Here is a 22,238-nt window from a genome sequence, read left to right as displayed (position 1 = left end):
GTGGAGAGGAGTGAGGAACGAGTAAAGGCAGCACCTCCTCACTCCTCTTCACTCGTTTCTCGTTCCTCTCCACTCGTTCCTCGCTCTTAGCTCAATCCGCCAATCCGCGCAGCAGTTCGTTGACGCTGGTCTTGCTGCGGGTCTTCTCGTCGACCTGCTTGACGATGACTGCGCAATACAGCGAATACTTGCCGTCAGCCGACGGCAGCGACCCGGACACCACCACGCTGCCCGGCGGCACGTAGCCGTAGGAAATCTCGCCGGTGGCGCGGTTGTAGATGCGGGTCGACTGGCCCAGGAATACGCCCATGCCGATCACGCTGTGGTGGCCGACGATCACGCCCTCCACCACTTCCGAACGCGCGCCGATGAAGCAATGGTCCTCAATGATGGTCGGGCCTGCCTGCAGCGGTTCCAGCACCCCGCCGATGCCGGCGCCTCCGGACAGGTGGCAGTGCTTGCCGATCTGCGCGCACGAACCCACCGTGGCCCAGGTATCGACCATCGTGCCTTCGCCCACGTAAGCGCCGATATTGACGAAACTCGGCATCAGCACCACGTCCCTGCCGAAATGGCTGCCGCGCCGCGCAATCGCGCCCGGCACCACGCGCACGCCCAGCTTGCGGAAATCCGGCTCGTCGAAGCCCTCGAAGCGCGCCGGAATCTTGTCCCAGAACGGCGCCGGATCGGCTTCGATCACTTCCATCTCGTTGACGCGGAAATACAGCAGCACCGCTTTCTTCAGCCACTGGTTGACCTTCCAGCCGCCCTGCCCGTCCGGTTCGGCAACGCGGAATTCGCCCGACTCCAGGCCTTCGATCGCGCGCTCGACCGCAGGCCGGGTGGAGCCTTCGATTTCGGTGGTGGTCAGTTCGCTGCGGCGCTCGAAGGCGCTGTCGATGGTGAACCTGAGTTCTTCGCTGGCCGAGGCGGATTGTTGCGTCATCAATCGGGGTTCCTGTCGTTCATGGGGTGTTTTCAAGGATCGCACGCAGCGCGCTGCGTAGGCTTTGCTGCGCTTCTTCGGTAAGCGGCAGATCGCGCTCATCGGTGATCTGCAGGATGTCCTCGGCGCGTTCGCCGAACGTGGCGATGCGCGCGTCATGCACGCGCAGCCCTTGCGCGCGCAGCACATGCGCCACATCCGACAGCAATCCGGGACGGTCCGGCGCAACCAGGCCCAGCACGGTATGCCTGCCGTCCGGCGTGGCGCCGAATTCGATACGCGGCGAGAAGCGGAAATGGCGCAACTGGCGCGGCAGCGCGCGGCGCGAGGCCCGCACCTTGTCCAGCGCGCCGGCCAGCGCGCCGGCCAGCGTTGACTCGATTTCCGCCGGCTCCCGGCACGCATAGCTGTCGGTCGGCAGCACCTCGAAGGTATCGAAGACGGTGCCGTGCGGCCCCACCAGCACGCGCGCCTGGTGGATGCCCAGTCCCAGCCGGTCCAGCGTGGCCAGGATGGCGGCGAACAGGCCATCGCGATCCGGCGAATGCACGAAGACCTCCATCGCATCGGCATCGTCGGCGATATGGCGCACGCGCACGCGGGTTTCGCCGCTGCCAACGCCCTGGATGGCGGCCGCCTGCCAGGCCAGTTGTTCGGGGCGGAAACGCAGGAAGCTTTCTTCCGGCATCAGCGCGAACAGCGCATCGGCGCTGGCGTCGTCATGACCCTGCAGGTTCAACAGGGCGCGCACCGAGTCGCGCCCCTCCTGCAGGCGTTCGTCGATCGCGAACGGATGCTCCAGGCCTTCGCGCAACACCCTTCGGGCGGCGAAATACAGGTCCGCCAGCAAGCGGTCCTTCCAGGCGTTCCACAGCTTGGGACTGGTGCCGGCGATATCGGCGCAGGTCAGCAGGTACAGGTAGTCCAGCCGCTCGCGGTCCCTGACCAGGGTAGCGAACGCCAGAATCACGTCCGGGTCGGCGATGTCCTGCTTCTGCGCGGTGACCGACATGCGCAGGTGCTGTTCCACCAGCCAGGCCACCAGTTCGGTGTCCGACTCGCTCAGGCCGTGGGCCGCGCAGAACTCGCGCGCATCGACCGCACCGAGTTCGGAATGATCGCCGCCGCGGCCCTTGGCGATGTCATGGAACAGGCCCGCCAGCAGCAGCAGTTCCGGCTTGCGCAGGCGCGGCCAGACTTCGTGGGCGATGGAGAAGCGCTCGTCGGCGCGCCCGGAAGCGAACGCGGCGATGTTACGCAGCACCATCAGCGTGTGCTGATCGACGGTGTAGACATGGAATAGATCGAACTGCATGCGCCCGGACACCCGCGCGAACGCCGGAATCCACTGCCCCAGCACGCCCAGCCGCGCCATCCGGGTCAACGTCTCGACCGCGCGCGGCCCGCGCAACAGCGCCATGAATCCGCTGCGCTGCGCCGGCGTGGCCGCCGCGTACGCGGGCAACCTGGGCAGCGATTCGGCCAGCGCGCGCGCGGTGCGCGAATGCAGGCCGCGCACCTGCGGCTGCGAGGCCCACATCGCGAACAAGGCGAACACCTGCGAGATATCGGCCTGCGGCCACGCCGCACTGCTCGCCGACAGGTAGCCGCGGCGCAGCGCGAAATCCTCGTCCAGCGGTTCGGGCAGCGCCTCGCCGTCGAACTGCTCCTCGAAACGCTGCAGCAGGCGGTCGCTGATCCGGCGCACGATGGCCGCGCTGCGGTAGAAGCCCTGCATCATCTTCTCGACGCCCAGGTTCTCGGCATCGTCGGCAAAGCCCAGGCGCGTGGCCAGGGTCTTCTGGTAGTCGAACAGCAGCCGTTCTTCCGGCCGGCCGGCGACCAGATGCAGGCCGTAGCGCAGCCGCCCCAGCGCGCGCCGCTCGCGCGCCAGCGCGGCCGCTTCGTCCGGCCCCAGATGGCCCATGCCCACCAGCGGCTCCAGATCGCGCACGCCAAAGGTGCGCAGCGCCATCCAGCCCAGCGTATGCAGGTCGCGCAGGCCGCCGGGGCCATCCTTGATGTTCGGTTCCAGGTTCTCGGAGGTGTCGCCGAAGCGGGCGTGGCGGATGCGCAATTCCTCGCGCTTGGCGACGAAGAAGTCGCGCGGCGGCCATACCCGGGCGGCAGCGACCGCGTCGATCAGCATCGCCTCGTCCTGCGCTTCGGCCACCAGCGGGCGCGCTTCGATCAGCGCGGTCAGCACGGTCTGCTCGCCAGCGGTGGCATCGGTGCATTGCTGCGCCGAGCGCACCGCATGGCTGATCGGCAATCCGGCGTCCCATAGCATCGCGAAGAATCGCGCCAGCGCCGCATGGTGCTCTTGCTGGGCATGGCTGTCGGCCAACACCAGCACATCGACGTCAGATTGCGGGAACAACTCGCCGCGGCCATAGCCGCCGACGGCGAACAGCGCCAACGGCGCGCCGCTGGCGAAACAGCGCAACCAGGCGTCCTTCAGCAGGTGATCGACCGCGCGCGCGCGCAGCGCGAGGATCCGGTCCATGCTGTCGTTCTGGTCGTAGCGGCGCGCCAGCCGCGCATCGGTCTGCGCCATCGCTGCCCGCGCGGCCGCCGACCAGGCCGGATCGTCGCCGGCTTCGGCACCGATACCGGGCAGCCGCGTCGCAGGCTCGTTCGCGGCTACCGAGGCGTTCACAGATCGTTGTCGTCGCCGGGCAGGCGGGTGAGGATCTCCACGCCGTCCTCGGTCACCGCCACCGTATGCTCCCACTGCGCCGACAGCTTGCGGTCCTTGGTGACCACGGTCCAGCCATCGGGCAGCACCCGGGTATAGCGGGTGCCCTCGTTGATCATCGGCTCGATGGTGAAGGTCATGCCCGGCTTGAGCACCACGCCATCGCCCGGGCGCCCGTAGTGCAGCACCTGCGGTTCGTCGTGGTAGACCTTGCCGATGCCGTGGCCGCAGTACTCGCGCACCACGCTGAAGCGTTCGGATTCGGCCAGTTGCTGGATGGCGTGGCCGACATCGCCCAGGGTCGCGCCCGGCCTGACCGCGCGGATGCCGCGGAACATCGCCTCGCGGGTGGTCTCGACCAGCCGGCGGGCCATCACCGATGGCGTACCGACGTAGTACATGCGGCTGGTGTCGCCGTGCCAACCATCCTTGATGACGGTGACGTCGATGTTGAGGATGTCGCCTTCCTTCAGCACCTTGCCGGCGCTGGGAATGCCATGGCAGATGACGTTGTTGACCGAGGTGCAGACCGTGGCCGGAAAGCCCTTGTAGCCCACATTGGCTGGAATGGCCTTCTGCACGTTGACGATGTGATCGTGGCAGATGCGGTCCAGTTCCTCGGTGGTCACACCCGGTTTCACGTACGGGGCGACCACCTGCAGCACTTCGGCGGCCAGCCGGCCGGCCACGCGCATCCGCTCAAGGTCTTCGGGGGTTTTGAGGTTGATTGCCATCGGCGCATTATCGCCGATTTCGTCGGCGGCCTGAACGCGCGGCCGTCCGGTGCGCTGCCGGAGAACCGGCCTTCGTCCTGGCCAAGCCCGCCACAGATGCCGCTCTCCGCTGGCTTCGCGCCTGCCCGGCAGCTGATGACCCGATGCCCTGCCCCCCAGAAACCCTCGGCTCGCCTGCCCGTCACATGTTGACTGGCCACGTCACCATTCCGGATGTAATTCAAGTTTCAATATTGCTGAACGTCACGCAATATTACTGATTTAATGTGATTTTCATCACATTTTTCTACTGGGATGGCTGCTTTTCCCTGTTTTGGGGAATGTTGGCGCGCATTGTGCTGCATTAACCTCCATCCGACAGTTTCGTCGGCCAACCGCCACCGGAGCAACCCATCATGAATGCATCCAAGACCCGCCTGCTGATCGCCGTCCTGTTGGCCTGCGGTGTCGGCGCCGCCGCCACGGCCAGTGCCGCCGACACCACCACTTTCGACGTCACCATCACCATCACCGCCACCTGCGATATCGAAGCCGCAGCCGCTACCGACGTCGATTTCGGCACGGTGGCTTCCAGCGCCGTCAACATCGACAGTTCCGGCTCGCTGACCGTCAACTGCACTCCCGGCACCGCCTACAACATCGCGCTGGACAGCGGCCAGAACGGCGCCGATGCCGATAGCCGCGCTATGACCGATGGCAGCGTGCTGGTGCCCTACCAGCTCTATCGCGAAGCCGCACGCGGTGCCGGCGATGTCTGGGGCAGCACCATCGGCACCAACACCCTGGCCGGCACCGGCGACGGCGCCAACCAGGCCTTCCCGGTCTACGGCCGGGTGCCCAGCGCCAGTTTTCCGGCCGGCGTCTATGCCGACGTCATAACCGCCACCGTCATCTATTGACCGCAGCGCCGGTGAGGCCCGCAATGCGCTCAGGCTGGTGCGGCATCCTTTGCCTGGCTTGGCTGGCGAGCGCTGTCCCGGCGCTTGCCAGCGGTCTGCAGGTATCGCCGACCACGCTGACCCTGCCGGCCGAGCGCAATGCCGACGGTCTATGGCTGAGCAATACCGGCAACAGCGTATTGCGCGCGCAACTGCGGGTATACCGCTGGACCCAGGAGAACGCCGAGGAGAAGCTGGAGCCCACCCGCGACCTGGCGATCAGCCCGCCGATGCTGGAACTGCCGCCGGGCGAGCGCCAACTGGTGCGGCTGATCCGGCTGGGAGCGCCGCCGCAGGAGGCGGAAACCAGCTATCGCGTCATCGTCGACGAACTGCCGCCCGCGGCAGCGCCCAACAGCAGCGGACTGCAGTTCGTCCTGCGCTACTCGATTCCGGTCTTTCTGTCGTCCGCCGGGGAGGCAGCGCCAGCGCCGGTGCTGCACGCCACGCTGGACCGCTCGCAGCCCGATGTGGAGGTGGAAATCAGCAACAGCGGCGGACTCCGTGCGCAGATTGCCGACCTTGCCTACGTCGATGCCGGCGGAAGGCGCCATCTGCTGGCGCCCGGCCTGCTCGGCTACGTACTTCCCGGCCAGCGGATGCGCTGGCCGCTGGCCCGGCCTTCCGCTCAGCTCCCTCCCGGCGGCACCCTCAAAGCGAGGATCAACGGTGAAGCGGAAGAACAGTCCCTGTCGCTGGCTTCCGCTGCTCGCTAGCGCATTGTTGTACGCGGACCCAGCCGAGGCGGGCACGATCCTGGCGCAACCGGTACCGGATCGCTCCGAACCGACGACCGATTCGGCTATGCCGCTGTACCTGGAAGTCGTGTTGAACCGGACCCCGCTGGCCGGTCTCTATCCGTTTTTCCTGATCGACGGCAGACTGCACGCCAGCGTGGAAACCTTGCGGCGACTTGGCTTCGAGCTTTCCGCGCATGAAGCCGAAGAGCGGCTGGACCTGGCCGCCATCGCCGGTGTTGCAGTCAGCTACGAACCCAACCTGCAGCGAGCGAGCATCGATGCTCCGCTGGACCGGCTCTCGCTGGCGACCACCGTCCTGAACGCGCCCGCCACGGATATCCCGCGCGCAAGCGCATCGCCGGGCCTGCTGCTCAACTACGATCTGTACGCAAGCCACGACGGCGACGCCGGCACTGCCACCGCATTCGCGGAGCTGCGTGCTTTCGGCGGCCGCGCCGGCGTATTCAGCCAGACTGCAGTCACCCGCGCCTATCGCGCGCAGGGCCAGTCCTGGCGCGGCGAATCGGTGCGCCTGGACAGCCGCTGGCAGCAGTCGTTTCCCGAATCGATGCTGACGCTGAGCGTCGGCGACACCTTCAGCGGCTATCTCAACTGGACCCGGCCGGTACGCATGGGCGGCGTGCAGCTGGGGCGCAACTTCGGCCTGCAGCCTTATCGCATCACCGCGCCGCTGCCCGCGTTTCTCGGCGAAGCCAGCGTGCCCTCGGCGGTCGAGCTTTACGTCAACGGCATGAAGCAGTACAGCGGCCAGGTGCCGGCGGGGCCCTTCCAGCTCACCACCTTGCCCAGCATCAGCGGCGCCGGCAGCGCGCAACTGGTGGTCACCGACGCCTACGGCCGCGTCAGCACCATCGACTTCCCGTTCTACGCCGCGCAGCAACTGCTGGCCCAGGGCCTGAGCGACTGGTCGGCCAGTATCGGCATGGTGCGCGAAGACTATGGACTGCGTTCTTTTTCCTATGCCGGGGATCCGGTCGCCAGCGGCAACTTTCGCTACGGCATCAACGACCGCTGGACGCTGGAGACCCATGCCGAAACCGGCGGCGGCCTGAGCAACGCCGGCGCAGGCAGCGTCTGGCTGCTGGGACTGGCGGGCGTGGCCAGCGCCTCGGCCACGCGCAGCCGCCTGGACGGCGATGGCGGCTGGCAGTATGCGCTGGCATACCAGTGGAACAACGGCCGCTTCAATATCGCGCTGGATACCCAGCGCACCCGCGGCGCCTACCGCGATATCGCCTCGCTCTACGGCCTGCGGCCGGCGCGCATCAGCGAACGCGCGCTGGTGGGCATGAACGGTCCGCGGTTCGGCAGCCTGGGACTGAGCTATCTGCGGCTGGCCTATCCGGACCAAGCACCGGCGCGCTATGCCAGCGCCTTCTGGTCGCGCAGCTTCGGCAACCGCTGGTACGCCAGCCTGTCGTTGAACCAGAACCTCGACGACAACCGCGACCGCAACGCCTATCTCGGACTGGCTTACAGTTTCGATTCGCGTACTTCGGTCAATGCCTCGCTGCAACGCAATGGCGATCGCCACAGCGCCAGCGTGGATGTTTCGCGTCCGGTGCCGGGCGACGGCGGGTTCGGCTGGCGCGCGCAATTGCGCAACGACGACGGCCGCAGCGGCGGCCTGGCCGAAGTCGGCTGGCTGGGCGATCACGGACGGCTCAACGCAGGCGCGGCCAGTTTCTCCGGCAACGGATACGGCTATGCCAGCGCCAGCGGCGGACTGGTGCTGATGGGCGGGCAAGCCTTCGCGTCGCGCAATATCAGCGATGCCTTCGCCGTGGTCTCCACCGATGGCGTGCCCGGCGTGCCGGTCAAACTGGAAAACCGCTCCATCGGCGCCACCGATGCCCGCGGCATGCTGCTGGTGACGCCGCTGAATGCATGGCAGCGCAACAAGCTGTCGATCGACCCGATGGACCTGCCCGCCAACATGCGGGTGGGCCAGGTCGAATTGCTGGCGACCCCCAGCGACCGCGCCGGCAGCCTGGTGCATTTTGCGATGACGCCGGTGCGCGCGGCGGTGCTGGTATTGGTGGATGAAGCGGGCCGGCCGCTGCCGCTGGGCAGCCAGGTAACGCTGCTGGGCAGCGACCTGGAAGCCTGGGTCGGCCATGACGGCGAAACCTATCTGGATGCGCTGCAGGACCGCAATACCCTGCAGGTAAGGTTGCCGGCGGGCAGTTGCCGGGCGCGGTTCGATTACCCTGCCAGTGCGGAAGGCATTGCGCGGATAGGCCCGTTGCCTTGCCTGATGGAGAGCGCACGATGAAATGGCTCAGAACCGGCTCGGCATTGATTCTGGCGCTGTTCTTCCAGTGCCTGTGGCTGCCGCAGGCGACGGCGGCCACCAACTGCACGGCCACCCAGCCCTCGCTCAGCTTCGGCGCCGTTTCGGCAACCGGCATGACCGATGTGCAGGGCTCCTTCAGCGTGACCTGCAATACCTTCGGATTGTCGCTGCTGGCAGGCGCCCGGGTCAGGATGTGCCTGAGCATCGGGGCGGGCGTTTCCGGCGGCGGCAACTTCAATCCCCGCCGCATGCTCAATCCCAGCGCAGACCCGCTGCAGTTCCAGATCTATTCGGATCCGGCACGCACGCAGATCTGGGGGCAACGCGGCAATGCCATCGTGCCCAATCCGGTCCTGGCCGATTTCGACTATTCGGTCCCGGTGCTGGGCGGCAGCCAGACCCGAAACTTCACCCTCTACGGCCGGGTTCCCGCGCAGGCCGCCGCCGCCGGCAGTTTCAGCAATGATTTCAGCGGCATCCATACCGCCATCGAATACCGCTATGCGGAGCAACTGCTGGGCACCCCACCGTTTCCTGCTTCCTGCACCAGCGGCGGCACCGCCGGCGCCAGCACCAGCTTCCCCTTCATCGCCACCGCCACGGTAGCCAACCAGTGCCAGTTCGATGTGGTGACCCATTTGTCCTTCGGCAGCGTTGCCGGAGCAATCGACGCCAATCGGGATCAGGTCTCCAGTATCGGCCTGACCTGTACCGGCCGCACCGCCTGGCAACTGGGGCTGGATGACGGCCAGAACGCCGATGGCGATGTCCGCCGCATGCGTCTGGGCGCAAGCGGCAGCTACGTCAGCTATGAGCTGTATCGCGACGCCGCGCGCACCCAGCGCTGGGGCAATACGCTTAACAGCGATACCGTGACCGGCACCGGCACCGGCGCGCTGCAGACAGAAAGCGTGTATGGCCGGGTGCCTGCGCAGCCGGCAGTGCCGGCCGGCAGCTATTCCGACACCATCACGGTCACGTTGACGTACTGAGCGATAAAAACGGCCGCAAGGGTGGCGGGCGGACCGAAGTCGCATTTTCGGACAAGCGCTGCCAGGGCGATGTTCAGTTTTGACGAAGCTGGCCGATATCGTTACCTGGAAAGTCCAGGAACCGTAATGTCCGCCTCCCCCTATTGGCGCGCTTCGCTGGCGCTGCTGTGCCTTGCCGTTACCTGCCCCGCCCATGCCCGCGACGCGCAGACCCGTCTGGGCGTCAGGCTGGTCATCGTCGACAGTTGCGATATCCATGCAGGGACCGGCACACGGCAGCCGGACGATGGCGATACCCGGATCGAGTGCGCCGCCGACACGCCGTATCAGCTTTCGTCCTCGCATCCGGCGCCGTCCGCCGACGCCACAGTGCCGCCGCCGCCGGCGGTTTCCGCCGCGCCTGAAAACCGGCCGGTGGCGGCGGAGACTCCTCGGCAGGAATTGCGTGGCCCGGACGATATTCCCACCACGACGGTGATTTTCTGAGAATGCGGATACTGCGTCTCTGGCTGGGATGCGCGGGCTGTCTATGCCTGTCGCTGCCAACTGCCAAGGCCGATGCTGCCGACCTGAGAGTCAACCCGACCTCGCTGGTCATTGCCGGCGACCAGCATGACGCCGAAATATCGTTCAGCAATCTGGGCGACCGTCCGCTGCGGGCGCAGATGCGCCTGTACCGTTGGACCCAGCAGCAGGGACAGGACAGGCTGAGTCCGGCGCGGGATCTGGCGGTCAGTCCGCAGGTGCTGGAGATCCCGCCGCATACCCAGCACATCGTCCGCCTGGTCCGGCTGACGGCTACATCCGAAACGGTGGAAACCGGCTACCGGCTCGTCGTCGACGAACTCCCCGGCGCGTCGGAGGGCCGGGATAATGCGCCGCTGTTGCGCTACTCGGCACCGGTGTTCGTGGCGTCCGCGGACGGTTCGGCATCGGTCCACCAGCTGACGGCGAGCGTGTCCCAACAGGGCGATCGCGCATTGTTGCGGGTAGACAACCATGGCAGCGGCCATGCGCGCCTGGCCGATCTGGCCTATGTGGCCGCCGACGGCCGGCTTCAATGGCTGGCCGAAAACCTGGCCGGCTATGTACTGCCCGGCCAATACCGCCATTGGCCGCTTCCCGGCAGCGGCAGCCGGTATGCCGGGGGTCGATTCCGCGCACGCATCAATGACGCCCCCGGTCCGCAGACGCTCCCCGGCGGACCGGCGCAGTAGCAGTTTGCGGCCACCCGCGCCGCCAGGTTATACTCCGCAGGCTTTGCCCTGCCATCGGGCAAGGCCGTCCACGTCGGGCGTGCCGGAGCCCAGGCTCCGACAGCGACGAATCCACACCTGCTGCCATATCCCGTGCCGGGGTGCCCTTCGCGGAAGGGTTCGGTCACGAGAGCCGCAGGGAGGCCCAACCCCGGAACCACGCCCTCGCGGGCATGTCGCCCATACCACCAACCGTGGCGGCCGGTTCCCTTTCTGGAGTTACTGCAATGCCCCAAGTCACCATGCGCCAGATGCTGGAAGCCGGCGTCCATTTCGGCCACCAGACCCGCTACTGGAACCCGAAGATGGCCCCCTACATCTTCGGCGCCCGCGGCAAGATCCACATCATCAACCTCGAGAAGACCGTTCCGCTGTTCAACGACGCGATGAACTTCATCTCGGGCGTGGCCCAGAAGCGCGGCACCATCCTGTTCATCGGCACCAAGCGCAGCGCGCGCGATTCCATCAAGGAAGAAGCGATCCGCTGCGGCCAGCCGTACATGACCCAGCGCTGGCTGGGCGGCACGCTGACCAACTTCGCCACCGTGAAGAAGTCGGTCGCCCGCCTGAAGGAACTGGAAGCCGCCGAAACCGACGGCACCTTCGACAAGCTGGTCAAGCACGAAGTGCTGAGCCTGCGCCGCGAGCGCGACAAGCTGGAAGCCTCGCTGGGCGGCATCAAGGAAATGAACCGCCTGCCGGACGCGCTGTTCGTCATCGACATCGGCCATGAAGACATCGCCATCAAGGAAGCCAAGAAGCTCGGCATTCCGGTGATTGCGGTGGTCGACTCCAACTACGATCCGGCCCTGGTCGACTACGCCATCCCGGGCAACGACGACGCCATCCGCGCCGTGCAGCTGTACGCGCGCGCCGCTGCCGATGCCGTGCTGGAAGGCAAGGCCGCTGCGCCCAACGCCGCCGTTGTGCGCGAGGAAGAGTTTGTCGAAGCCGGCGACGACGCCAAGGGCGCGCGCCGCGCGCCGGCCAAGAAGGCTCCGGCCAAGAAGGCCGACGAAGCCGCACCGGCCGCCGAGTAACCGGCCTGCCATGCAGCCGCGCCATGCTGCGCGGCTGCTTCATCCGTAGGGCGGGCCTGGCCCGCCGATGTATCCCAACGGTGGGCCAAGGCCCGCCCTATCCGTATCGATTGAGGTAATCCCGTGGAAATCACCGCTTCCCTGGTCAAGGAACTGCGCGAGCGCACCGGCGCCGGCATGATGGAGTGCAAGAAGGCGCTCACCGAAAACAACGGCGACATCGACGTGTCCGCCGAGTGGCTGCGCAAGCAGGGCCTGGCCAAGGCCGACAAGAAGGCCGGCCGCGTCGCTGCCGAAGGCCGCATCGCCATGGCCCAGAACGGCAGCAAGGCCGTGCTGGTCGAAATCAACTCCGAAACCGACTTCGTCGCCAAGGATGCCAACTTCCTGGCCTTCGCCGAAGCCGTCGCCCAGGCCGCACTGGCTTCCGGCGCCGCCGATGCCGAAGCGTTGAAGAACGCCAAGCTGGCTTCCGGCGAAACCGTCGAAGAAGCGCGCGCCGCGGTCATCGCCAAGGTCGGCGAGAACGTGCAGGTGCGTCGCCTGGCCGCCATCGACAGCGGCAACAACGTCGCTGCCTACGTGCACGGCGGCCGTATCGGCGTGCTGGTCGAGGTCAAGGGCGGCGACGCCGACCTGGCCCGCGGCCTGGCCATGCATGTGGCGGCGATGAACCCGCCGCACATCAAGGCCTCCGACGTCCCGGCCGATTTCGTGGCCAAGGAAAAGGAAATCGAACTGGCCAAGATGTCCGAAAAGGACAAGAACAAGCCGGCCGACATCCTGGAGAAGATCATCAGCGGCAAGATCGCCAAGATCGTCAACGAAGTCACCCTGTACGGCCAGCCCTATGTGCTGGACACCAACCAGTCGGTGGAAGCCGTGCTGAAGGCCGCCGGTGCCGACGTGGTCAGCAGCCAGCGCTTGGCCGTGGGCGAAGGCATCGAGAAGGTGGTGGAAGACTACGCCGCCGAAGTGATGAAGCAGGCCGGCCTGGCGTAAGCCACCGCAACGCCTGGTCTCTTGCTGTATCGAAAAGCCGCGGCCTGCCGCGGCTTTTCTTTTGGGCGCGGGATAGTGAGGAGTGAGGAGTGAGGAGTGAGAAACGAGAAACGAGAAACGAGAAACGAGAAACGAGAAACGAGAAACGAGAAAGGCTCAGGCCCTAGCTATCCCTTGACCAGCTATTTGATTGTTGAAAGGCCTAGCAAAAGGGGGCTGTTTACCTGACGCCTCAGCAATAGGCTTGTTCCTGAGGTCGCCTCCCGCCTCCCGCCTCCCGCCTCCCGCCTCCCGAGCCCCGAGTCCCGAGTCCCGTTCCTCACTCCTCACTCCTCACTCCTCACTCCTCACTCCTCGCCCCTCGCCCCTCGCCCCTCGCCCCTCGCCCCTAAAGTTCTCTCCGTCCCGGCCGACAAGAAAGCGAAGCCAGCGCGCGCCCGCCGGCTAGACCTTCCCGTCCTTGAGGATCGCTGCGTTCCCGATGCGCGCCGAATTCGAAGCCAGACTGTCCTGTTGCCGCGATCTTCCCTCGCCGCCGGGCATCGCCATGCAGATTCTGGCGATGGCCCAGGATCCGGATGTGGTGATGTCGACCGCTGCCGACACCATCGGGCTGGACGTGGCGCTGACCGCGCGGATGCTGCGCATCGCCAATTCGCCGCTGTATGCCAGCCGGCGCCGGGTCGACAATCTCAGCCAGGCGCTGACCCTGCTGGGCCTGAACGCAACGCTGACGCTGGCGCTGGGGTTCTCGTTGACCTCGGGGTTGCGTCCCAGCGGGCATGGCGAGGCGCCCTGCGAGGAAAAGGTCTGGCGGCGCAGCGTGATTTCGGCGCTGGCCAGCCGCCTGCTGGGACAGCGGCTGGGCCTGCACAAGCTGGAAGAGCTGATGCTGGCCGGCCTGCTGCAGGATATCGGTGCGCTGGTGCTGCTGCAGCTGGAGCCCGATGCCTACCGGCGGATCCTCGACGATGCGCCCGGCGCAGAGGAACTGCTGATGCGGGAACGCGACAGCTTCGGTTGCGACCACGCCGAAATCGGCCAATGGATGGCGCGCAACTGGAACCTGCCCGTGTTGCTGCAAAACGCCATCGGCGCAAGCGAGTCGCCGGTTTCGGAAACCCCGTTCGATGCCTGCGTCGCGGTATCCGGCTATATCGCCGAGCTGTGGTTCAACGAAGACACCGGAACTGTCCGCGACCTGGCCATGGCGCAGGCGCACACCCGCCTGGGGGTGGACCGGGAATCGTTCGACGGCGTGATCGAGCAGATGACGATGGTGCTGCCGGACATCGCCGCCATGTTCGACATCCGCATCAGCCAGCCCGAACGTATCAGTGCGATGCTGGAACAGGCGCGCGAATTGCTGGTGCTGCGCAACCTGCGCGAAATCCAGGATGCCTCGCGCGCGCGCAAGGACGCCGACGAGTCCGCCAGCCGGGTGCGCCAACTGGCCGAAGAGGTCCGGCGCGACCCGCTGACCGGGGTCTACAACCGCGCGCAACTGGAACAGGTGCTGAAAAAGGAGTTCGAAGCCGCCACCCGGCACGGCTGGCCGCTTTCCATCGCCTTCATCGACCTGGACGACTTCAAGCAGATCAACGACCGCTGGGGCCACCAGGTCGGCGACCAGGTCCTGCGCAAGTTCGCGCAAACGCTGCAGCAACGCCTGCGCGGCAGCGACATCGTTGCCCGCTACGGCGGCGAGGAATTCCTGGCGGTGCTGCCGGGCACCGGCGAGCGTGCCGCGCTGGCGGTCATCCAGCGGATTCTCTCGGAGGTTTCCGCCATCGCGATGGTCCAGCTCGAAGACGTCGCGCTGCACATCACCTTCTCCGCCGGCCTGGCCACGCAGGGCTCGGTGGAACGGTTCGCCAGTGCCGAACAGTTGCTCAAGGCCGCCGACGAAGCGCTGTACGGCGCCAAACGCGAAGGCCGCAACCGCGTGGCCGCCGGCAATATCCGCAGTTGAAGCCCACCGTTTTCGCCCGTTGCGTCTGCGCGGCGCAAGCGCGCAGCGCCTGCCGGCGACGCGGTTGACGCCCAGCGGCCCTGCCGCCGCGGCAAGCCTGCGCCGAAGCATGGCAGCGCCTGGAAACAGAGCGCAACGCTCCCGACTGCATCGGGCCCGCGCCCGCTGGATGCAGCCATTCCTGACGGATCGCGCGGGCTCGGCTAGAATCCTCCCGTTTGCCCCCACATCGAGATCCCCTATGTCCGCGCCCCTCGCCTATCGCCGCATCCTGCTCAAACTGTCCGGCGAGGCGTTGATGGGGGCCGAGGACTACGGCATCGACCCGGTGGTGATCGGGCGCATCGCCCGCGAGATCATCGAAGCCCGCGAAGCCGGCGCTGAAATCGCCCTGGTCATCGGCGGCGGCAACATCTTCCGCGGCGCCGGCCTGGCTGCCGGCGGCATGGACCGGGTCACCGGCGACCAGATGGGCATGCTGGCCACGGTCATCAACGCACTGGCGATGCAGGACGCGCTGGAAAAGCTAGGCGCCAAGGTGCGGGTGATGAGCGCGCTGAAAATCAACGACGTCTGCGAGGACTACATCCGCCGCCGCGCCGTGCGCCACCTGGAAAAAGGCCGGATTGCGATCTTCGCCGCCGGCACCGGCAATCCCTTCTTCACCACCGACTCGGGTGCCGCGCTGCGCGCCATCGAAATCGGCGCCGACCTGCTGCTGAAGGCGACCAAGGTCGACGGCGTCTATGACCGCGATCCCAGCAAGCACGCCGACGCCGTCCGCTTCGACCAGCTGACCTACGACGAAGTCCTGGCCCGCGATCTGCAGGTGATGGATACCGCCGCGTTCGCGCTGTGCCGCGACAGCAACGTCCCGCTGCGCATCTACGATCTGTCGGTGCCGGGCAACCTGATGCGCATCCTGCGCGGCGAGAATATCGGCACGCTGGTGAAGGGACGCGGCTGAGGGCGGGAAGCGAGAAACGAGAAACGAGAAACGAGAAACGAGAAACGAGAAGGCTCAGGCCTTGCCTCCCCCTTTGCAACGCTCTTCAACAGCCGGATGGCTGGTCAGAGCGCCGCAAAAGGGCTGTTACCCAACGGCTCAGGAATGGGCCTGCTCCTGACGCTGCCTCCCGACTCCCGACTCCCGACTCCCGACTTCCGACTCCCGATTCCAAGCTGTAATAGTGTCCCCTCGCGGTAGCCGGCAACCTGACGCCCCATGGCACATTCGCACGGCCCTCATCATCATCACGGCTCCAACACCCGCGCGTTCGCGCTGGTCACGCTGATCAATCTGGCCTATACGGCGCTGGAGGCCGGGTACGGCTTCTATACCAATTCGCTGGCGCTGCTGTCCGATGCCCTGCACAACCTGGGCGACGTGCTCGGGCTGGGCCTGGCCTGGGCGGCGGCGGTGCTGGCGCGGCGTCCGCCCAGTGGCCGCCATACCTACGGCTGGCGCCGCGCCACCCTGTTGTCGCCGTTGGCCAACGCCATCCTGCTGATGGTGTTCTCCGGCGCATTGGGCTGGGAAGCCATCCGCCGGTTCAGCGCGCCGCCTGCCGTTCCCGCCATGCCGGTCATCGTTGTGGCCAGCCTGGGCATCCTGGTCAACCTGGGCGCTGCCTGGCTGGTACGCGAAGGTCATGCGCAGGACCTGAACCGTCGCGGCGCCTTCCTGCATCTGATGGCCGACGCGGCGGTATCGCTGGCGGCGGTGGTCGCCGGCCTCGGCATGCTGGCGCTGGGCTGGACCTGGCTGGACCCGGCCATCGCCCTGCTGATCGGCGTGGTGATCGCCGTCGGCACTTACGGACTGTTGAAGGACAGTTTCGGTGCGGCGATGGATGCGGTGCCGCGCAGCATCGACCAGGCCGAGGTCGAAGCCTTCCTGACCGCGCAACCTGGCGTGGCCGCGCTGCACCACCTGCACATCTGGTCGCTGGGCGCCGGCGAAATCGCCCTGACCACGCATCTGGTGCGGCCGGATGACGAGGATCACGACGCCTTCATCGACGCCACCATCGACGCGCTGAACCAGCGCTTCGGCATCAATCACGCGACCCTGCAGATCGAACGCGGCAGTGCCTGCGAGCACGACCGGCACGATGCCGCGCCGCACCATTCGCATTGAACCGTTGCTGCCGGCGGGCACGGCGGCGGCCGCCGCCTTGCGCCGCGAGCGGGGTTTGCGCCGCACCCGGGCCATCCCGGCCACCCTGTCCGCAACCCGCAAACCGCCCGGTTCGCCCTATAATCGGGGGTTTGCGATTGACGGAACCAGCACGATGCTCAACGAAATCAAGAAAGACGCGCAGGCGCGCATGACCAAGAGCATCGAGGCGCTGCGCCACGATTTGACCAAGCTGCGTACGGGCCGCGCCAGCAGCGCGCTGGTGGATCACCTGAAGGTCAACTACTACGGCTCGGACATGCCGCTGACTCAGGTCGCCAGCGTGGTCGTCAGCGACGCGCGCTCGCTGACCATCACCCCGTGGGAAAAGCAGATGGTTTCGGCGGTGGAAAAGGCCATCCTGGCTTCGGACCTGGGCCTGACCCCCAACACCGCCGGCACCACCATCCGCATCAACATCCCCGCCCTGACCGAAGAGCGGCGCAAGGAACTGGCCAAGCACGTCCATGGCGAAGGCGAAAACGCCAAGATCGCCATCCGCAACATCCGCCGCGACGCCAACCAGCAGGTCAAGGACCTGCTGAAGGAAAAACAGATCACCGAGGATGAAGAGCGCCGCACCGAGGAAGAAATCCAGAAACTGACCGACAAGTCGATCAAGGAAGTGGACGAGGTCATCAAGGGCAAAGAGCAGGAACTGATGGCGGTCTGAAGGAACGGAAGAGAGGACCGGGAATGGGGAATCGCAACGGCGCCGCAACGCAGGTGGCCAAACGGAGATCGGCATCAGGCTCTCCGGCCCGCCATGCATGGCGCATCCGCGCTGTCGCCGCCGCAACGCTCCGCTTTTTCCCAGTCCCCGTCACCCACTCCCCACGCCCTGCTTTATGACAATTCCCCGCCATATCGCCGTCATCATGGACGGCAACGGGCGCTGGGCCGAACGCCGCAAGCGCCCGCGCGCCATCGGCCATCGCGCCGGCGCGCGCGCGGTCAACGTCTGCATCGATTTCTGCCTGGAACGCGGCATCGAGGCGCTGACCCTGTTTGCCTTCTCCAGCGAAAACTGGGGCCGGCCGGAAGAGGAAGTCGGCGCGCTGATGAAGCTGTTCATGGGCGCGCTGGAGCGCGAAGTCGATGAACTGGACCGCCGCGGCGTGCGCGTGCGTTTCATCGGCGAACGCGAACGTTTTTCCGCCGCCATCAGCGAGCGGATGAACGCGGCCGAACGCCAGACCCAGGCCAATACGCGGCTGAACCTGGTCATCGCGGCCAGCTACGGCGGCCGTCAGGACATCGCCCAGGCCGCCCGCGCCATCGCCGCCGATGTCGCCGCGGGCAGGCTGCAGTTGCACGAGATCGATGAACAGGCGGTGGCGGCCCGGATGTCGCTGGCGGATCTGCCGGCGCCGGACCTGTTCATCCGCACCGGCGGCGATCACCGCATCAGCAATTTCCTGCTGTGGCAGCTGGCCTACACCGAACTGTGGTTCACCGACCTGTTGTGGCCGGAGCTGGATGCGGCCACCCTGCAACGCGCGCTTGAGGATTTCGCCCAGCGCGAACGGCGCTTCGGCCTGACCGGCGCCCAGATCGCCGGCCAGGCGATGGAGAATACATCCGCATGAGCAAGCCCAGCGGCACCCGCACCCGCGTCATCGCCGCGTTGATCATGGCGCCGTTCGCCATCGGCGCCATTCTGCTGCTGCCCACCCAGTGGCTGGCGGCGCTGGCCGCCCTGGTGTTCCTGGTCGGGCTGTGGGAATGGTTCAAGCTGGCCGAAATCGACGACACCCTGCCGCGCACGGTGCTGTTGACCGCCAATCTGCTGCTGATGGTGCTGCTGGTATGGGCCTCGCGCACCAGTGCAGGGCTGTCGCCGGTGCTGTTCCAGATCGTCACCCTGGTCGGCGTGGTGTGGTGGCTGCTGGCGCTGCTATGGCTGCGGTTCTTCGGCTTCGCCTCCAATCACCAGACCTATGCGCGCGCGTTCAAGCTGGCCGCCGGCACCCTGGCGGTGGTCCCGGCCTGGTGCGCGCTGAGCCTGATCCATTCCGGCAGTTTCCAGGCCATGCAGGCCGAAGGCCTGCGTCCGACCCAGGGCCATCTGTGGCTGTTCGTCGCATTGGCGATCGTCTGGGCCGCCGACAGCGGCGCCTATTTCGCCGGCCGGCGTTTCGGCGGCAAACTGTTCGCGGGCCGCAAGCTGGCGCCGCGCATCAGCCCCAACAAGACCATCGAAGGGCTGCTGGGCGGCCTGCTCGCCGGTGCGCTGGTGGCCGTCGCCGGCACGTTCCTGGCCGGCGGCGGAGCGGCGCAACTGCCCGGCGTGCTGATCGTGGCCATCGTCACGGTGCTGTTTTCGGTGGTAGGCGATCTGTTCGAAAGCCTGCTCAAGCGCCATGTAGGCGCCAAGGATTCCGGCGCTCTGATCCCCGGCCACGGCGGCGTCCTCGATCGCATCGACGGCGTGCTGGCGGCCCTGCCGGCGTTCGCGCTGGGCAAGGAACTGTTCGGGTTCTGACATGAGCCAGCCTCTTCCCCGCGCGGTGGCGGTTCTGGGCGCCACCGGTTCGATCGGCGCTTCGGCCCTGGACGTCATCGCCCGCCATCCGCAGCGGCTGCGCGCCAGCGTCCTGAGCGCCGGCAGCCAGGTCGATGCGCTGGTCGCGCTGTGCGCGAAATTCCGTCCCGACCATGCCGTCATCGCCGATGGCGGACGTTTCCGGCAACTGCAGGCCGGCTTGCAAGACGCCGGGCTGGCCACGCAGGCCCATGCCGGCGACGAGGCGCTGGAGGCTCTGGCCGCCAGCGAGGCCTGCGATACCGTGGTCGCGGCCATCGTCGGCGCCGCCGGCCTGTCCTCTACGCTGGCGGCCGTGCGCGCCGGCAAGCGCCTGCTGCTGGCCAACAAGGAGTCGCTGGTGCTGGCCGGCGAACTGCTGACCCGCGCGGCCGACGCCGCCGGCGCCGAAATCATCCCGATCGACAGCGAGCACAACGCCATCTTCCAGTGCCTGCGTTCACGGCAGGCTCAGCACGATGTGCGGCGGATCGTGCTGACCGCATCCGGCGGTCCGTTCCGCGGCCACAGCCGCAATGCGCTGGCCGGAGTGACCCCGGAGCAGGCCGTGGCCCACCCAAAATGGTCGATGGGCCCGAAGATTTCGGTCGACTCGGCCACGCTGATGAACAAGGGCCTGGAGCTGATCGAAGCCCACCACCTGTTCCGGGTCGGCGGCGACCGTCTGTCGGTGCTGGTGCATCCGCAGAGCCTGGTGCATTCGCTGGTCGAGTTCGTCGACGGCTCCACGCTGGCGCAGATGGGCCTGCCGGACATGCGCACCTCGCTGGCGGTCGGCCTGGGCTGGCCAGAGCGCATCGAGTCCGGGGTCGCCGGGCTGGACCTGCTGGCGCAGGGCCGGCTGGATTTCGAGGCCCCGGACACCGGGGTTTTCCCGTGCCTGCGCCTGGCCTGGCAGGCCATGGCCGCCGGCGGCACCGCACCGGCGGTGCTCAATGCTGCCAACGAGGTCGCAGTTTCAGCCTTTCTTCAGGGCCAAATCGGTTTCCTATCCATCCCTGCGCTGGTCGAGGATGCTCTCGCCGCGCAACCTGCCGCGCCCGCCGAATCGCTGGACGCGCTGCTGGCTGCGGACGCACAGGCTCGCCGTCTCACCGAACAAGCGATAGCAGGCCACCGTTCCCGTGCATGAGTGCAGATTTCCGCCAGCGCCCCGTGCGCACCCTTCCCCGGGCCCGCGTCCATGAATGACCTGTTGGGTTCGGTCTGGTGGATGATTGTCGCCATCGGCGTGCTGGTCACGTTTCATGAATTCGGCCATTACTGGGTCGCGCGCCGCTGCGGGGTGAAGGTCCTGCGCTTCTCGGTCGGTTTTGGCAGGCCGCTGTGGTCGCGCCGCAACCGCCACGGCACCGAGTTCGCCATCGCCGCAATTCCGCTGGGCGGTTACGTCAAGATGCTCGACGAACGCGAAGGCGATGTGGCGACCTCCGAACTCAGCGGCGCGTTCAACCGCAAGCCGGTGCTGCAGCGGATCGCCATCGTCGCCGCCGGCCCCATCGCCAACCTGCTGCTGTGCGTGGCGCTGCTGTGGGGCATGTTCGTGATTGGCCGGCCGGACTATTCGGCCACACTGGGCCAGGTCGATGGCATGGCGGCCAGCGCCGGGTTCCAGGTCGGCGACCGTTTCGAGTCGATAGACGGCCGTCCGGTCCGTACCTGGATGGATGCGCTGCAGATACTCACCACTGCCGCCATCGACGGCCATGACGCGGAAGTCGCCGTGGTCGACGCGGCCGGCCAGCCGCATTCGCGCGTGCTGCCGCTGTCCAGGCTGGCCGATGGTTTCAACCAGGAAAGCGTCGGCCGCGAGGCTGGGCTGGCCTGGCAGCACCAGATGGCGCCGGCAGTGGTGGGCAAGACCGTGCCCGGCCTTCCCGCCGACGGGGTGCTGCTGGCCGGCGACCACATCACCGCCATCGACGGCAACCGGATCCGCAGCTTCAGCGAGATCGGCCCACGCATCCAGGCGCTCGGCGAGCGCGGCGGCAGCGCGATGATCGAGGTCGACCGCCAGGGCGAACGATTGGCGCTGGAACTGCAACCGGTACGGCGCCGCGACAACGGCGACGGGCCGGAATACTGGGCGCTGGGGCTGGCGCCGCCGGAAACGGCCATGCCCGCGGTCCACGATGCCGTACAACGGTTCGGACCGGTGGCGGCCATCCCCGCCGCGTTCCGCGAAACCGGACGGATGGCGGCCGATGCGCTGGGCATGATGCGGCGCATGCTGACCGGCCACGCCTCGGTCAAGAACATCTCCGGGCCGGTCACCATTGCCCAGGTCGCCAATGCGACCGCCAAACGGGGCGTGGCCTGGTTCCTGTTCTTCCTGGCCCTGGTGTCGCTGAGCCTGGCCATCATCAACCTGCTGCCCATCCCCGTCTTGGACGGCGGGCACCTGCTGTATTACCTTATAGAGTTGGTCAAAGGCAGTCCGTTGAGCGAACGGAGCATGGTCGCCGGGCAGTATGTGGGTCTGGCGTTGTTGGCCGGGCTGATGGGCCTGGCGTTCTACAACGACATTCTCCGTCTGGTGAGCTGATGCCTTTGAACTTCCTGTCGCCGGCCCGTTACTTGGAAACTGCCAGTTCCAGGAAACGCCTTCCCCGGCAAACCCCTGCACCGCAGGAACGACCCCAATCGGATGTGATGATGACGCGACTGCCTACCCGCCGCCTGCTTGCTCTTGCCCTGGCCTCGGCCCTCGTACCGCCGGCCTGGTCGCAGACGACGGCGCCCGATACCGAGCAGCCGCTGAGCTACGACAGCTTCCGCGCCGCCGACATCCGCATAGACGGCCTGCAGCGCATCTCGGCCGGCACGGTGCTGACCTACCTGCCGATTGAGCGCGGCGACACGGTGACCCCGACGGCCAC

20 protein-coding genes are annotated in these 22,238 nt (G+C 67.0%); 17 read left to right on the top strand and 3 right to left on the bottom strand.

The features are described 5' to 3' along the window. Positions 1 to 91: 91 nt before the first annotated feature. From dapD to map, 3 genes are read right to left on the bottom strand one after another with little or no spacing between them, the layout of a single operon-like run. Entirely contained in the window at positions 92 to 1,048 is a 957-nt protein-coding gene (dapD, locus tag CRO39_RS19185; protein ID WP_097123589.1) for a 2,3,4,5-tetrahydropyridine-2,6-dicarboxylate N-succinyltransferase, read from the bottom strand. Beyond that, positions 966 to 3,605, bottom strand: coding sequence for a [protein-PII] uridylyltransferase (glnD, locus tag CRO39_RS21260; RefSeq protein ID WP_484565116.1), 2,640 nt, complete (start codon positions 3,603 to 3,605; stop codon positions 966 to 968). The genes dapD and glnD overlap by 83 nt, the downstream gene beginning before the upstream one ends. Beyond that, a complete protein-coding gene (gene map, locus CRO39_RS19175; RefSeq protein ID WP_097123588.1) occupies positions 3,602 to 4,378 on the bottom strand; it encodes a type I methionyl aminopeptidase in 777 nt (258 codons plus the stop codon). The genes glnD and map overlap by 4 nt, the downstream gene beginning before the upstream one ends. 395 nt (positions 4,379 to 4,773) lie before the next feature. Between map and CRO39_RS19170 the strand changes: the two genes are divergently transcribed. The 17 genes from CRO39_RS19170 to CRO39_RS19090 form a co-directional block, all read left to right on the top strand. Further along, on the top strand, positions 4,774 to 5,277 hold the full coding sequence (locus CRO39_RS19170; RefSeq protein ID WP_097123587.1) for a Csu type fimbrial protein: 504 nt from the start codon (positions 4,774 to 4,776) through the stop codon (positions 5,275 to 5,277). Between the two features lie 23 nt (positions 5,278 to 5,300). Further along, entirely contained in the window at positions 5,301 to 6,032 is a 732-nt protein-coding gene (locus tag CRO39_RS21255; protein ID WP_097123586.1) for a fimbrial biogenesis chaperone, read from the top strand. A 4-nt stretch (positions 6,033 to 6,036) separates the two neighbouring features. Continuing rightward, positions 6,037 to 8,352 (top strand): fimbria/pilus outer membrane usher protein, encoded by a 2,316-nt coding sequence (locus CRO39_RS19160; protein ID WP_342351738.1) that lies wholly within the window; start codon positions 6,037 to 6,039, stop codon positions 8,350 to 8,352. Then, positions 8,349 to 9,365, top strand: a complete 1,017-nt coding sequence (locus tag CRO39_RS19155) for a Csu type fimbrial protein (protein WP_097123584.1) — start codon at positions 8,349 to 8,351, stop codon at positions 9,363 to 9,365. Before CRO39_RS19160 ends, CRO39_RS19155 begins: the two co-directional genes overlap by 4 nt. Positions 9,366 to 9,491: 126 nt before the next feature. Beyond that, positions 9,492 to 9,851, top strand: coding sequence for a hypothetical protein (locus tag CRO39_RS19150; protein WP_097123583.1), 360 nt, complete (start codon positions 9,492 to 9,494; stop codon positions 9,849 to 9,851). A gap of 2 nt (positions 9,852 to 9,853) precedes the next feature. Continuing rightward, a complete protein-coding gene (locus tag CRO39_RS19145; RefSeq protein ID WP_097123582.1) occupies positions 9,854 to 10,582 on the top strand; it encodes a fimbrial biogenesis chaperone in 729 nt (242 codons plus the stop codon). A 266-nt stretch (positions 10,583 to 10,848) separates the two neighbouring features. Beyond that, positions 10,849 to 11,661 (top strand): 30S ribosomal protein S2, encoded by an 813-nt coding sequence (rpsB, locus tag CRO39_RS19140; RefSeq protein ID WP_097123581.1) that lies wholly within the window; start codon positions 10,849 to 10,851, stop codon positions 11,659 to 11,661. Between the two features lie 123 nt (positions 11,662 to 11,784). Then, positions 11,785 to 12,663 carry a translation elongation factor Ts gene (gene tsf / locus CRO39_RS19135; protein WP_097123580.1) on the top strand — a complete coding sequence of 293 codons (879 nt, stop codon included), beginning with the start codon at positions 11,785 to 11,787 and terminating at the stop codon, positions 12,661 to 12,663. Between the two features lie 481 nt (positions 12,664 to 13,144). After that, positions 13,145 to 14,635 (top strand): GGDEF domain-containing protein, encoded by a 1,491-nt coding sequence (locus tag CRO39_RS19130; RefSeq protein ID WP_097123579.1) that lies wholly within the window; start codon positions 13,145 to 13,147, stop codon positions 14,633 to 14,635. A 241-nt stretch (positions 14,636 to 14,876) separates the two neighbouring features. Next, the gene (pyrH, locus tag CRO39_RS19125; RefSeq protein WP_097123578.1) at positions 14,877 to 15,602 is read left to right on the top strand and encodes a UMP kinase; all 726 of its coding nucleotides are present in this window, start codon (positions 14,877 to 14,879) and stop codon (positions 15,600 to 15,602) included. Positions 15,603 to 15,860: 258 nt separating this feature from the next. After that, positions 15,861 to 16,775, top strand: a complete 915-nt coding sequence (locus CRO39_RS19120) for a cation diffusion facilitator family transporter (RefSeq protein ID WP_097123577.1) — start codon at positions 15,861 to 15,863, stop codon at positions 16,773 to 16,775. 154 nt (positions 16,776 to 16,929) lie between these two features. Next, positions 16,930 to 17,487 carry a ribosome recycling factor gene (frr, locus tag CRO39_RS19115; RefSeq protein WP_097123626.1) on the top strand — a complete coding sequence of 186 codons (558 nt, stop codon included), beginning with the start codon at positions 16,930 to 16,932 and terminating at the stop codon, positions 17,485 to 17,487. Between the two features lie 175 nt (positions 17,488 to 17,662). Continuing rightward, a complete protein-coding gene (gene uppS / locus CRO39_RS19110) occupies positions 17,663 to 18,403 on the top strand; it encodes a polyprenyl diphosphate synthase (RefSeq protein WP_097123576.1) in 741 nt (246 codons plus the stop codon). Then, a complete protein-coding gene (locus tag CRO39_RS19105) occupies positions 18,400 to 19,299 on the top strand; it encodes a phosphatidate cytidylyltransferase (RefSeq protein ID WP_097123575.1) in 900 nt (299 codons plus the stop codon). Before uppS ends, CRO39_RS19105 begins: the two co-directional genes overlap by 4 nt. 1 nt (position 19,300) lies before the next feature. After that, positions 19,301 to 20,491: a 1-deoxy-D-xylulose-5-phosphate reductoisomerase gene (gene dxr, locus CRO39_RS19100; RefSeq protein ID WP_097123574.1), complete on the top strand. Its 1,191-nt coding sequence runs from the start codon at positions 19,301 to 19,303 to the stop codon at positions 20,489 to 20,491. Between the two features lie 51 nt (positions 20,492 to 20,542). Next, on the top strand, positions 20,543 to 21,904 hold the full coding sequence (gene rseP, locus CRO39_RS19095) for an RIP metalloprotease RseP (protein ID WP_097123573.1): 1,362 nt from the start codon (positions 20,543 to 20,545) through the stop codon (positions 21,902 to 21,904). A gap of 110 nt (positions 21,905 to 22,014) precedes the next feature. After that, on the top strand, positions 22,015 to 22,238 hold a 224-nt coding region (locus CRO39_RS19090), incomplete at its 3' end, for a hypothetical protein (protein WP_141400868.1).

It is taken from the genome of Pseudoxanthomonas wuyuanensis (genome assembly GCF_900215535.1).
Taxonomy (GTDB): Bacteria; Pseudomonadota; Gammaproteobacteria; order Xanthomonadales; family Xanthomonadaceae; genus Pseudoxanthomonas_A; species Pseudoxanthomonas_A wuyuanensis.
Note: the sequence above shows the minus strand (reverse complement) of the source record. Positions and strands in the feature narration are given on the sequence as shown.